We start from the raw sequence: 12585 nt of genomic DNA, 5'->3' as shown, positions 1-12585 counted from the left end.
TAGGTTCTATGGTAGGAGAGCGTTCTAAGGGCGTTGAAGCTAGATCGTGAGGACTAGTGGAGCGCTTAGAAGTGAGAATGCCGGTATGAGTAGCGAAAGACGGGTGAGAATCCCGTCCACCGAATGACTAAGGTTTCCTGGGGAAGGCTCGTCCTCCCAGGGTTAGTCGGGACCTAAGCTGAGGCCGAACGGCGTAAGCGATGGCCAACAGGTTGATATTCCTGTACCTGTTTGTTTTGTTTGAACAATGGAGGGACACAGGAGGCTAAGGAATGCGTGCTGCTGGATATGCACGTCCAAGCAACAAGTCTTGAAGTGAGTCAAATGCTTGCTTCTTTAAGGACAAGTTGTGATGGGGAGGGAAATTAAGTACCGAAGTTCCTGATGTCACACTGTCAAGAAAAGCTTCTAGTTAGAAACAAACAGCCCGTACCGCAAACCGACACAGGTAGTCGAGGAGAGAATCCTAAGGTGTGCGAGAGAACTCTCGTTAAGGAACTCGGCAAAATGACCCCGTAACTTCGGGAGAAGGGGTGCTGACCATCTGGTCAGCCGCAGTGAATAGGCCCAAGCGACTGTTTATCAAAAACACAGGTCTCTGCAAAATCGAAAGATGACGTATAGGGGCTGACGCCTGCCCGGTGCTGGAAGGTTAAGAGGATGGGTTAGCTTCGGCGAAGCTCAGAATTGAAGCCCCAGTAAACGGCGGCCGTAACTATAACGGTCCTAAGGTAGCGAAATTCCTTGTCGGGTAAGTTCCGACCCGCACGAAAGGCGTAACGATTTGGGCACTGTCTCAACGAGAGACTCGGTGAAATTATAGTACCTGTGAAGATGCAGGTTACCCGCGACAGGACGGAAAGACCCCATGGAGCTTTACTGCAGTTTGATATTGAGTGTCTGTACAGCTTGTACAGGATAGGTAGGAGCTATTGAAGCCAGGACGCCAGTCTTGGTGGAGGCATTGGTGGGATACTACCCTTGCTGTATGGCCACTCTAACCCTCAGCCATTAGCTGGCTGGGAGACAGTGTCAGACGGGCAGTTTGACTGGGGCGGTCGCCTCCTAAAATGTAACGGAGGCGCCCAAAGGTTCCCTCAGAATGGTTGGAAATCATTCGTAGAGTGTAAAGGCAGAAGGGAGCTTGACTGCGAGACCTACAAGTCGAGCAGGGACGAAAGTCGGGCTTAGTGATCCGGTGGTTCCGCATGGAAGGGCCATCGCTCAACGGATAAAAGCTACCCTGGGGATAACAGGCTTATCTCCCCCAAGAGTCCACATCGACGGGGAGGTTTGGCACCTCGATGTCGGCTCATCGCATCCTGGGGCTGTAGTCGGTCCCAAGGGTTGGGCTGTTCGCCCATTAAAGCGGTACGCGAGCTGGGTTCAGAACGTCGTGAGACAGTTCGGTCCCTATCCGTCGCGGGCGCAGGAAATTTGAGAGGAGCTGTCCTTAGTACGAGAGGACCGGGATGGACACACCGCTGGTGTACCAGTTGTTCTGCCAAGAGCATCGCTGGGTAGCTATGTGTGGAAGGGATAAACGCTGAAAGCATCTAAGCGTGAAGCCCCCCTCAAGATGAGATTTCCCATCACATTAGTGAGTAAGACCCCTGAAAGATGATCAGGTAGATAGGTTGGAAGTGGAAGTCTAGTGATAGATGGAGCGGACCAATACTAATCGGTCGAGGACTTAACCAAAGTTTTTAGGTGGATTCGAAGAATCTGAACGAATGTGCATTAGACAAATCCAGTTTTGAGAGTACACTATTCTCACACATATGTGTGGTGACGATGGCAAGAAGGTCACACCTGTTCCCATGCCGAACACAGTAGTTAAGCTTCTTAGCGCCGAAGGTAGTGAGGGGTTTCCCCTTGTGAGACTAGGACGTTGCCGCGCATATAGTTATTCCGCAATAGCTCAGTTGGTAGTAGCGCGTGACTGTTAATCACGATGTCGTAGGTTCGAGTCCTACTTGCGGAGTTACATAGTATTTTCATGTATAGGGTACAAGGAAACTAGAATCTGGAGAGTTGTCCGAGCTGGCCGAAGGAGCACGATTGGAAATCGTGTAGGCGGTGAAAACTGTCTCAAGGGTTCGAATCCCTTACTCTCCGTTGTGAAATTTTAATGTAAGTTATGGCCCGTTGGTCAAGCGGTTAAGACACTGCCCTTTCACGGCGGTAACACGGGTTCGAATCCCGTACGGGTCATTGTAATAAAGGTTTATTCAAACCTGGAGGTTTAGCTCAGTTGGGAGAGCATCTGCCTTACAAGCAGAGGGTCAGCGGTTCGAGCCCGTTAACCTCCATTGCAACAAATTAAATTATGGTCTCGTGGTGTAGGGGTTAACATGTCTGCCTGTCACGCAGAAGATCGCGGGTTCGATTCCCGTCGAGACCGTATTTTTGAAAAAATAGAATAGCACTAATTTTTCCTAATGCATATGGCCCGGTAGCTCAGTTGGTAGAGCACTTGATTGAAGCTCAAGGTGTCGGCAGTTCGACTCTGTCCCGGGCCATTTGGAGGGGTAGCGAAGTGGCTAAACGCGGCGGACTGTAAATCCGCTCCTTCGGGTTCGGCAGTTCGAATCTGCCCCCCTCCATTATTATTTTAGGGGTATAGTTTAACGGTAGAACTATGGTCTCCAAAACCATCAATGTGGGTTCGATTCCTACTACCCCTGTTAGTACATTTAAATTATGGCGATTGTGGTGAAGTGGTTAACACACCGGATTGTGGTTCCGGCACGCGTGGGTTCGATCCCCATCAGTCGCCCTTTTTTATTGGGCTATAGCCAAGCGGTAAGGCAAGGGACTTTGACTCCCTCACGCGCTGGTTCGAATCCAGCTAGCCCAGTTTGTTTAAATATTATATTTTGGCGGTATAGCCAAGTGGTAAGGCAGAGGTCTGCAAAACCTTCATCACCGGTTCAAATCCGGTTACCGCCTTATGACTTTAATAAAAGTTAAAACTTGCAATTAGTAATCTTGCCGGCGTGGCGGAACTGGTAGACGCGCTGGACTCAAAATCCTGTGCCCGCGAGGGCGTGCCGGTTCGATTCCGGCCGCCGGTATACTAAAAAGCAACAGCGTATAATAGCGTTGTTGCTTTTTTTGTATTGCTATATACAAATTTCGGTTCTACAACATTTGACGTTGGTAAGTAAAAAAATGTGAGTTTATAGCAGATTTAACAAACTATAAGTCGATGGAGACAATAGAATTAGTTTATTTAATTCCTAAACGACAACATTTGGATAAATAGTTTGTTATACTAGAAGTAAGAGAACAAGTAGGAGAGATGATCGTGAATAAACGTTTAGGAAAATGGCAGATAATTGTTGGAAGTTTAATTGTGCTCATGGGAATTTTTGCGATAGCTATCCAACCATTAGTTGCAGTTTTGGTTATTGCTTATGGACTGTATATAGTATATGTAGGAACTAGGATTAAAAAAGGCAATCATCCATTCCAAAAGAATAAAGATCATCATTGAGGTAAAGAATTCATTCCAAAAAAGGAATGAATTCTTTTATTTAAAGTAAAGTAAGCGCTTTAATAATAGGTGTTTTTCTGTTATTATAAGAGTGTAATCGAGTCACTATAAATTTTTTAAGTGTTGCTGGTCAACTTTTAGAAGTTTGAATAAGAAAAGAAAGGATGGGAGAAAATAGTCGGTTTAAAAGTTTTTGAAAAGTTGCAGCAATAGGTAAAGATGGTTCCAATAATCTATTAATTGTGAGGAGTGTCGCCATTGTCAACGAAAGAAAGATTTTTAAAATCAGAAATTCGCAAAACAAATCACCTGTTTTCTTCATTACGTTCTATTATCGAAACTTCTATGTACAGCAATAATATTCAGTTAGTCACTACACTTGAAGATGCCTATGGATTAGCACATGATGCTGTCAATACGATTGTGACTGATTTGGACGTTAAATTTCCTGAAAAACTAGGATTGCCTCAAAGCGCTAAAGTTTTAGTGGAAAATGGAAACAATGTTGTAGGAAGAACTGCTGTAGCAAAAAGAATACAAGGAGAAAATCCTGAAGAAGATAAAAAAATTAAATCTTTGGTTATGGATGCCGTTTATGATGGTACGCAAAAATTAAGATACAAAACAACAGCTTATGTAGGATTAGATTCTGATTTTATGGTGAAAGCTCATTTAACGGTACCAGAAGGACAAGAAAATAACTTGTATTCTTGGTTGTTAAATTTCCAAGTGACCAATGAAGAATACAACACGATGTATCAATCTTCCGTTGAAATCAATGAAGGAGATATCATGATTTACCAAGATGCTTATTGGCATCATCCAGATTATCCATTAGGTTTAGCCTATTTTGATCCTGAACACAATTGTGCCTTCATTCTTGGGATGAATTATTTTGGGGAATTAAAAAAAGCTACACTTACTTTAGCATGGAATATTGCCCATAATGTCGGTTATGCCTCTTGTCATGGCGGACAGAAGAAATTTACTCTTAAAAATAACGAGAGTTACGTTTCAGCATTTTTCGGACTATCGGGTTCAGGTAAATCGACCTTGACTCATGCCAAGCATGATGATAAGTATGGAATCGAAGTATTGCATGATGATGCTTTTATCATTTCTTTGGAAAATGGCTCTTCCATCGCTTTAGAACCGTCTTATTTTGATAAAACACAAGATTATCCTGCTGATCATCCAGAAGTAGATTACTTTGTCAGTGTACAAAATGTAGGAGTCACTCAAGATGAAGAGGGGAAAAAAGTCCTGTTGACAGAAGATCTACGTAACGGAAATGGGCGGACAGTGAAATCCCGTTATTCTACGCCAAATCGAGTAGATAAATTTGATGAACCGATCAATGCTATTTTCTGGATCATGAAAGATGAATCGCTGCCGCCAGTCTTAAAAGTAACCGATCCAGTGTTGGCCACGACGTTTGGAGCCACTCTGGCTACTAAAAGAACGACTGCTGAGCGTTTGAAAAAAGGGGTAGATATCAACAAGTTGGTTATTGAGCCTTATGCTAATCCCTTTAGAGTTTATCCGTTGATCGATGATTACAATAATTTTAAATACCTGTTTGAGAAAAAAAATACCGATTGCTACATTCTGAACACAGGTTTCTTTTTAGATAAAAAAATACCTAAAGAAGTCACTCTGGAAGCAGTAGAAAAAATAGTGGAGGGAACAGCTGAATTCAAACCTTTTGGCAATTGTTCAGATATCAGTTATTTAGTAGTCAACGGATTTGAACCGGGTTTCTCTAATTCGTCTTATACGGCTTTAGTGGATGAAAGAATGAAAATGCGTGGCGAATTTATCAATGAACAAAATCAAAAAAATCCCTTAAATGTATTGCCTAACGAAGCTTTGAAAGCTGTATTAAATCTAATAGAAGAATTTTGAGTAAGCGTAAAATAAGAATGAGTTCTTTACAGTTCATTCTTGATTTGCGTAAGAAAAGCAATTCTTATTGTAAGAATTGCTTTTCCATTTTTTGAGTGGGGAGGAAGATACATGCCAGGCCGAACGATTGAAATGACAGAAACAGTTCTTAGAGATGCTCACCAAAGTTTGATGGCTACTCGAATGTCCACAGAAGATATGTTGACAATCATTGAAAAAATGGACCGAGTAGGATACTTTTCTTTAGAATGCTGGGGTGGAGCAACATTTGATGCAGCCATTCGCTTTTTAAATGAAGATCCTTGGGATAGGTTGAGAGAAATACGCAAACGAGCTCCGAATACAAAGTTGCAAATGTTGCTGCGCGGTCAAAATTTGTTGGGCTATCGTCATTACGCAGACGATGTGGTTGACAAATTTGTCGAAAAAGCGATGGAGAATGGAATCGATATTTTTCGTATTTTTGATGCATTAAATGATGTACGAAATTTAGAAGCTTCCTTAAAAGCGGTAAAAAAAAATGGCGGGCATGCACAATTGACCATTTGTTATACGATCAGTGATGTGCATACGATCCCTTATTTTGCTGACTTAGCGAAACAAATGGAAGATATGGGTGCAGACTCTATTTGCATTAAAGATATGGCTGGAATACTGACCCCTTATGTAGCAAAAGACTTAGTTAAGGCAATAAAAGAGGTCATCACGGTACCTTTAAGTCTGCATACACATGCTACCAGCGGCACATCTCAAATGACCTATCTGATGGCAGTCCAAGCAGGAGTGGATATGATCGATACCGCTATTTCACCATTCGCAGAAGGGACTAGTCAACCACCTACAGAAACAATGGCTATTTGTTTAAATGAAGGGGAGAATCGTACTAAACTAGATGTTGACCTGTTAGAAGAAGTCGCGGATTATTTTAAACCTATTCGAGATAAATATTTGGCAAATGAATTGTTGAACCCGAAAATGATGGGATCAGATCCAAAAGCGCTGATTTACCAAGTTCCAGGTGGGATGTTGTCTAACCTGTTATCTCAGTTGAAGCAAGCTAATGCTACGGATAAATACGATGAGGTACTGAAAGAAGTTCCTCGTGTACGTGCTGATTTAGGTTTCCCGCCTCTTGTAACCCCTATGAGCCAAATGGTCGGAACTCAAGCCGTATTCAATGTTTTATCTGTGGAACGATATAAGATGGTACCAAATGAAATCAAAGAATATTTGCGTGGTTCTTATGGGCAAACTCCGGTACCGGTAAGCGAAGAATTCAGGAAGTCGATCATTCATGATGATCCTGTAGTAACCGATCGTCCTGCAAATCATATCGAACCAGAATTCGATCGGTTGAAAAAAGAGTTGGGTGACTTAGCAAAATCAGATGAGGATGTTTTGACGTATGCTCTTTTCCCGCAAGTAGGCAAAGCTTTTTTAGAAAAGAAATACCAAAGACCTGTGATGGTTTCTGAACCAACAGTACAATCTGTAGCTGAAGATGTGGTGATACGAATTTCAGCGAGTATGTAAGGAAAGAGGGGTAGTATGGGAAATTTCACTGTTATGGATGGAGTAGTGGTCACTGTCATTAGTATGTTAGTTGTTTTTCTCATTTTGATTGGGCTGCAGCTTGTCATCAGTTTATCTCGGATCGTCTTAGAAAGACAAAAAGAGAAATCACAAGCTGCAACGACTCTAGTGGAAGATGAAGAGACGAGAACAGCAGCGGCTTTGATGGCATTGATTTTAGCGAATGAAGAGCAGCAAAATAAGCATTATCAAATCACGTCCATAAAAAGAATTCGTTAAATGGAGGATCATGACATGAAAAATTACGAAATTACGGTTAATGGAAAAGTCTATCAAGTATCTGTGAAAGAAGTCGACACTGAAACTCGCTCCCAACAGCTCGCACAACCCACTGCACCTGTCCAATCAACACCGCAGCAGAATCATAATACAACTCAGACTGATGGTCATACCATTTCTGCTCCAATGCCCGGTACTATTTTGCGTCTTCAAGTAGCCGAAGGACAAACAGTCTCTAAGGGAGAAGTCTTGTGCATCTTAGAAGCCATGAAAATGGAAAATGAAATTGTAGCTCCCAACAATGGAGTGGTTTCAAGTATCCAAATACGAGCTAATCAGGCGGTAGAATCTGGGGACTCATTGATGGTTATCTCTTGAGGTGAGGAGGAAGGCGAATGTTTGAGGCACTAAATGAACTCATCACTACTTCTGGTCTGGTCAATATGAGTTACAAACACGTCATTATGATCCTATTGGCTTGTGCTTTTCTATATTTAGCCATCAAAAAAGGGTATGAACCTTATCTGCTGTTGCCGATAGCTTTTGGAATGTTATTAGTGAATTTGCCTTTAGCCAATCTCATGTTGGCTCCTCAGGCTGGTTCGTCAGGAGGACTCTTGTACTATCTCTATCAAGGAACAGAGCTGGGAATTTATCCGCCACTTATATTTCTCTGTTTAGGTTCAACGATTGATTTTGGACCTTTAATTGCAAATCCTAAGACCTTGTTGTTAGGCGGAGCGGCACAAGTCGGGATTTTTATTGCTTTTTTCGGAGCTTTGGCTTTGGGAATGACGCCTCAAGAAGCTTCATCTATTGGAATTATTGGTGGTGCAGATGGACCGACAGCAATTTATTTGACTACTCAATTAGCAGATCATTTATTACCCATCATAGCGTTAGCTGCCTATTCATATATGGCATTGGTTCCTATTATCCAACCACCGATCATACAAGCCTTAACAACTAAAGCAGAACGAGAAATTAAAATGGAACAGTTGCGTCCAGTATCAAAAGCAGAAAAAATATTGTTTCCTATTGTAACTACGATATTTGTTATTTTAGTTGTTCCTTCATCAGCTCCACTAATCGGAATGCTGATGCTGGGAAATTTAGTGAAAGAAAGCAACGTTGTACCGAAACTTACTGAAACGTTACAAAATTCATTTATGTATATTGTCACGATTCTGCTGGGGATAACGGTTGGAGCTAAAGCCAATGGGGATATTTTACTCACTATAGAGACTTTACAAGTTGTGTTGTTGGGCTTAACCGCATTTGCTGCAGGGACAGCAGGTGGTGTATTGATGGGGAAATTGATGTGCAAGCTGTCTGGTGGAAAGATCAACCCAATGATTGGTGCAGCAGGCGTCTCTGCCGTTCCGATGGCTGCACGTGTAGTTCAAAAAGAGGGAGCAAAGGCCAATCCTTCCAACTACTTGTTGATGCACGCCATGGGGCCAAATGTAGCAGGTGTCATTGGTTCTGCAGTAGCTGCAGGTGTGTTGTTATCTTTCTTTGGTTAATGAAGAAATGAGGAATAATAGCGTATGGTGGCAGGAGGGGATTATTTGGAAGCTTTTATCAATGGATTATCAGCAGTTACTTCTGGTCAAATCATTATGATGGGAATTGGAGCTTTGTTGATTTACTTGGGTATCAAAAAGCAGTATGAACCTACACTGCTTATTCCGATGGGGCTTGGCGCTGTATTAGTCAATATACCCGGCTCTGGATTGATTAGTCAAGAAATAAATGGACAGACTCAAGAAGGAATTTTAGATGTTCTCTTTGATTTTGGGATTTCGAATGAGTTGTTTCCATTGTTGATTTTTATCGGTATCGGAGCAATGATCGATTTTGGACCATTGTTAAAGAACCCTTTTATGTTTTTATTTGGAGCAGCAGCTCAATTTGGGATCTTTTTTACTATTTTAGTAGCGATTATATTTGGATTTGATTTGCAAGAAGCTGCTTCTATCGGAATTATTGGAGCGGCAGATGGTCCGACATCCATTTTTGTAGCCAATCAGTTAGCGCCTCATTTATTGGGACCCATTACTGTAGCAGCATATTCTTACATGGCCTTAGTGCCTATCATTCAGCCTATCGCCATCAAAGCGGTCACTACAGAAAAAGAACGGAAAATCAAGATGACTTACCAAGCAGAATCAATTTCTAAATCAACTAGAATTTTATTTCCAATTAGTGTTGTTTTTGTGGCGGGCTTTGTCGCTCCAGCTTCATTGCCGTTAGTCGGTTTTTTGATGTTTGGCAATTTGATGCGGGAATGCGGTGTATTGGATCGATTGAGTCAGTCCGCACAAAATGAATTAGTCAATCTGGTCAGTATTTTATTGGGATTGACCATTTCAGTAAAAATGACGGCTGATCAGTTTTTAAATCTTAGTACACTTTTAATCATTGCTTTTGGTCTGGTGGCATTTGTAATGGATACCATCGGCGGGGTTCTATTCGCCAAGTTTCTGAATATATTCAGAAAAGAAAAAATCAATCCGATGATCGGTGCTGCTGGTATCTCTGCATTTCCTATGTCAGCTCGAGTTATCCAGCGAATGGCCCATACTGAAGACAATCAGAATTTCATATTGATGTATGCAATTGGAGCGAATGTTTCTGGACAGATTGCCTCGGTTGTAGCTGGAGGCTTAGTATTGAATTACTTTATGTGACCTTGTTGTAAAGATCGTTTTCTTGAAGGGAGGCGGTAGAATGTTTGATGTAGATTACACAGCTTTAGAAAAAGGATTGGAACTTATGGGTATTGGTATGTTAGGAATTTTTGCTGTCCTGTTTATCTTGTACGTGACGAGTATTTTGCTGATCAAATTATTTCCGTCAAAAGGGGATAACTCTTCAGTAAAAAACTAAATTAAAAAAGGAACGTCAGGACAATAACTTTACTGTCTTGGCGTTCCTTTTTAACTGTTCATTTAGCTCTGTACAGAATGGATTTTTTTCAACAGGGTTTTAGTGAAAGTAGTTTTTACAGCTATTGTGGCTATCCAGCCAAGACCGCTTACTGAAAAGAAAAAGAATAATGCTGGCCATCTCAACAATACAAAAAGCAATACTCCAGAGATGAGGAATAGTCCCAAGCTGATGAGCGGATGACCAGCCATTAAAACAAACCCCGTTAAAAATTTTTTTGGCAAAGAAGTAGTCAGCTTTTTGGTTAACGGGAAATAGAATAAAGCTGTCAATCCAAAAAGAATAGAAGCGACGTAAATCACGTACTTATAAACTTGTATCCAAGCTGCTGGAGAGGATAAGCTGGCTAAATACCAACTGTCTAGGAATAGGATTGCAGATATTCCGAAAACCGGCAGCCCAATTTTGTATCCTTCCCAAAAATGTGATTTAAAATAATGGTGAAAAGTTTTAAAAATAGGCACAGACGTTTCGCCTTGTGACCACAAATGCAAGATATGGAACAAGGCATTTGTGGCTGGAATTGCGGTAACTAAAGGCAGTGAAAACAACAGCCATACAAGGTTCAAAACAGCCAGTCGGGATATCCATTCGGTACCTTCTACAATTCCGTTGGTAAAGTCGAATTTTTTCATCAGAGTTGTCCTTTCTACCGATTTACTGTATATTTTCATTTTTTTATCCTTTTGTTCCGCCAGTCAAGTCCATTCCTTGAATGAAGTATTTCTGAGCGAAGAAGAACAATAAGACTGTTGGGATCATGACTAAAGTAGCTCCAGCCATCAAATAATTCCACTGGGTAGTCGATTGATTTTGGAAAGTTTGTAATCCGATTTGTAAGGTATACATCTCTTCATCATGAATATACAACAATGGTCCAAGAAAGTCATTCCATGCTCCGTTAAAGGATGTGATCCCAATAGTAATCAATGCTGGTTTAGTCAAAGGAACCATTAAATGACTCCAGATATACAAATGATTTGCACCATCAATCTGGGCGGCTTCAATCAACTCATCATTGATCGATAAATAAAATTGACGCATCAAGAAGATATTGAAGGCACTACCGAAGAAAGACGGGACGATCAACGGTAAATAAGTTCCTACCCAGCCGATTCGAGTGAATAGAATGTATTGTGGAATCATGGTAACAAATCCTGGAATCATCATGGTAGCTAAGACGAGAGAAAATAAAATGTTTTTCCCTGGGAAAGATATTTTAGCAAAACCATAGGCGATAAATGAATTGGACACCACATTACCTAACACAACAAAAAACGTGATCAGCAAAGTGTTTCTTGCATATTTGAAAAACGGAAAGGCTGCAATGGTTTCTGTATAATTGGACCATTGTAAAGTTTCCGGAAAGAAGCTTGGCGGGAAGCGCACGATTTCTTCCATTGGTTTTAAAGAAGTAAAGACCATCCAAAAGAGTGGAGCTAATAGAACAATACTTACCCCAATCAAAAGAATGTAAGAAATGAATTTATTTGCATTACGTTGTCTTTTCCGACTCTTAAAGTGCTGCTTTTTAGGAATAATTTTTTCAGTTTGTTCAGAAGTTTTTGTATTCGAAACATTTTCAATCATTCACTTCGACCTCCTCCATAATGTACCCAACGAGGAGCCAATTTTAAATTCACAAATGTTAAACTCAACACGATAACAAATAATACCATAGACATAGCCATTGCATACCCCATGTCAAAAGCCACAAAAGCTTTGTTCCACATATGTAAATTGTAGAAGAGAAGGGAATTCGCTGGACCATTCGTGCCACTTTCCGACATGACATAAGCTTCTTGGAAAATTTGGAAAGCTCCGATAGTTGATGTAACTACATCATAAAAAATAATGGGCGTGATCATTGGTAAAGTAATGTGACGGAATCGTTTAAAAGCACTGGCTCCGTCGATTTCTGCTGATTCGTATAGTTGGTTTGGAACGTTTTGCAAAGTCGCCAAATACAGCAGCATTGCGCCTCCCACACTCCACAGTTTCATTAAGATCAGAGCCGGTTTTGTCCATTGGGGATCAAATAACCAAGCAGGACCTTGAATCCCGACCCAAGCTAATATAGTATTTATTAAACCTGATGTAGGAGAGAGCATCTGCATCCATAATACATAGACGGCCACACCAGATAAAATAGCGGGTAAATAAAAAATAGTTCTGAATATGGAGATTCCTCGCACGCGTTGATTTAATAAGACGGCTAATAAAACACTCCCAATCGCTGTCAAAGGAACATTGAACAAGACGTAATACCCCGTATTATAGAGTGATTTCCAAAAAAGCTCATCTTGTGTAAACATTCTTCTGAAATTATCAAAGCCGATAAAGTCCATTTTGGAAGTCAAATTGTAGTTAGTAAAACTTCCATAGAAAGAAAATAGCATTGGCCCCAACATAAAAAT

The 12585-nt window shown here is 41.1% G+C and carries 11 protein-coding genes, 12 tRNA genes and 2 rRNA genes; 22 read left to right on the top strand and 3 right to left on the bottom strand.

Annotated elements, in window-relative coordinates:
- The 22 genes from ACEN4I_RS00760 to ACEN4I_RS00655 form a co-directional block, all read left to right on the top strand.
- A 23S ribosomal RNA gene (locus ACEN4I_RS00760) occupies positions 1 to 1701 on the top strand; the annotation flags it as partial.
- 83 nt (positions 1702 to 1784) lie between these two features.
- Positions 1785 to 1900 (top strand): 5S ribosomal RNA (rrf, locus tag ACEN4I_RS00755).
- 10 nt (positions 1901 to 1910) lie between these two features.
- Positions 1911 to 1984, top strand: a tRNA-Asn gene (locus ACEN4I_RS00750).
- Positions 1985 to 2028: 44 nt separating this feature from the next.
- Positions 2029 to 2118, top strand: a tRNA-Ser gene (locus ACEN4I_RS00745).
- Between the two features lie 24 nt (positions 2119 to 2142).
- Positions 2143 to 2214: transfer RNA gene (locus ACEN4I_RS00740), tRNA-Glu, on the top strand.
- A gap of 25 nt (positions 2215 to 2239) precedes the next feature.
- A tRNA-Val gene (locus ACEN4I_RS00735) sits at positions 2240 to 2312 on the top strand.
- 19 nt (positions 2313 to 2331) lie between these two features.
- Positions 2332 to 2404 (top strand) — tRNA-Asp (locus ACEN4I_RS00730).
- A gap of 45 nt (positions 2405 to 2449) precedes the next feature.
- Positions 2450 to 2522 (top strand) — tRNA-Phe (locus tag ACEN4I_RS00725).
- A gap of 3 nt (positions 2523 to 2525) precedes the next feature.
- Positions 2526 to 2606: transfer RNA gene (locus tag ACEN4I_RS00720), tRNA-Tyr, on the top strand.
- Between the two features lie 10 nt (positions 2607 to 2616).
- Positions 2617 to 2687, top strand: a tRNA-Trp gene (locus ACEN4I_RS00715).
- Positions 2688 to 2706: 19 nt separating this feature from the next.
- Positions 2707 to 2779, top strand: a tRNA-His gene (locus ACEN4I_RS00710).
- A gap of 9 nt (positions 2780 to 2788) precedes the next feature.
- Positions 2789 to 2860: transfer RNA gene (locus tag ACEN4I_RS00705), tRNA-Gln, on the top strand.
- A gap of 21 nt (positions 2861 to 2881) precedes the next feature.
- Positions 2882 to 2952 (top strand) — tRNA-Cys (locus ACEN4I_RS00700).
- Positions 2953 to 2993: 41 nt separating this feature from the next.
- A tRNA-Leu gene (locus ACEN4I_RS00695) sits at positions 2994 to 3077 on the top strand.
- Between the two features lie 233 nt (positions 3078 to 3310).
- The gene (locus ACEN4I_RS00690) at positions 3311 to 3499 is read left to right on the top strand and encodes a hypothetical protein (protein ID WP_407097411.1); all 189 of its coding nucleotides are present in this window, start codon (positions 3311 to 3313) and stop codon (positions 3497 to 3499) included.
- 258 nt (positions 3500 to 3757) lie between these two features.
- Positions 3758 to 5404 (top strand): phosphoenolpyruvate carboxykinase (ATP), encoded by a 1647-nt coding sequence (locus ACEN4I_RS00685; protein ID WP_407101793.1) that lies wholly within the window; start codon positions 3758 to 3760, stop codon positions 5402 to 5404.
- A 111-nt stretch (positions 5405 to 5515) separates the two neighbouring features.
- Positions 5516 to 6937, top strand: a complete 1422-nt coding sequence (locus ACEN4I_RS00680; protein WP_407101795.1) for an oxaloacetate decarboxylase subunit alpha — start codon at positions 5516 to 5518, stop codon at positions 6935 to 6937.
- A 15-nt stretch (positions 6938 to 6952) separates the two neighbouring features.
- Complete coding sequence (locus tag ACEN4I_RS00675; protein WP_407101797.1) at positions 6953 to 7216, top strand: OadG family protein; 264 nt, start codon at positions 6953 to 6955, stop codon at positions 7214 to 7216.
- 15 nt (positions 7217 to 7231) lie between these two features.
- Positions 7232 to 7594, top strand: coding sequence for a biotin/lipoyl-containing protein (locus tag ACEN4I_RS00670; protein ID WP_407101799.1), 363 nt, complete (start codon positions 7232 to 7234; stop codon positions 7592 to 7594).
- 17 nt (positions 7595 to 7611) lie between these two features.
- The gene (locus ACEN4I_RS00665) at positions 7612 to 8742 is read left to right on the top strand and encodes a sodium ion-translocating decarboxylase subunit beta (protein ID WP_407101801.1); all 1131 of its coding nucleotides are present in this window, start codon (positions 7612 to 7614) and stop codon (positions 8740 to 8742) included.
- Positions 8743 to 8838: 96 nt separating this feature from the next.
- On the top strand, positions 8839 to 9909 hold the full coding sequence (locus tag ACEN4I_RS00660) for a sodium ion-translocating decarboxylase subunit beta (RefSeq protein WP_407101925.1): 1071 nt from the start codon (positions 8839 to 8841) through the stop codon (positions 9907 to 9909).
- 40 nt (positions 9910 to 9949) lie between these two features.
- Complete coding sequence (locus ACEN4I_RS00655; RefSeq protein ID WP_407101803.1) at positions 9950 to 10108, top strand: OadG-related small transporter subunit; 159 nt, start codon at positions 9950 to 9952, stop codon at positions 10106 to 10108.
- Between the two features lie 62 nt (positions 10109 to 10170).
- On the opposite strand, the gene ACEN4I_RS00650 is transcribed toward ACEN4I_RS00655, so the two are convergent.
- The 3 genes from ACEN4I_RS00650 to ACEN4I_RS00640 all read right to left on the bottom strand — a co-directional run bounded on the left by ACEN4I_RS00650 (position 10171) and on the right by ACEN4I_RS00640 (position 12579).
- On the bottom strand, positions 10171 to 10803 hold the full coding sequence (locus ACEN4I_RS00650; RefSeq protein ID WP_407097404.1) for a YesL family protein: 633 nt from the start codon (positions 10801 to 10803) through the stop codon (positions 10171 to 10173).
- Positions 10804 to 10846: 43 nt separating this feature from the next.
- Positions 10847 to 11593 carry a carbohydrate ABC transporter permease gene (locus tag ACEN4I_RS00645; RefSeq protein WP_407097414.1) on the bottom strand — a complete coding sequence of 249 codons (747 nt, stop codon included), beginning with the start codon at positions 11591 to 11593 and terminating at the stop codon, positions 10847 to 10849.
- Between the two features lie 161 nt (positions 11594 to 11754).
- The gene (locus ACEN4I_RS00640; protein WP_407097413.1) at positions 11755 to 12579 is read right to left on the bottom strand and encodes a carbohydrate ABC transporter permease; all 825 of its coding nucleotides are present in this window, start codon (positions 12577 to 12579) and stop codon (positions 11755 to 11757) included.
- Between the last annotated feature and the right edge of the window lie 6 nt (positions 12580 to 12585).

Origin of the sequence: Desemzia sp. FAM 23990 (assembly GCF_045528485.1) — a bacterium.
Taxonomy (GTDB): Bacteria; Bacillota; Bacilli; order Lactobacillales; family Carnobacteriaceae; genus Desemzia.
Note: the sequence above shows the minus strand (reverse complement) of the source record. Positions and strands in the feature narration are given on the sequence as shown.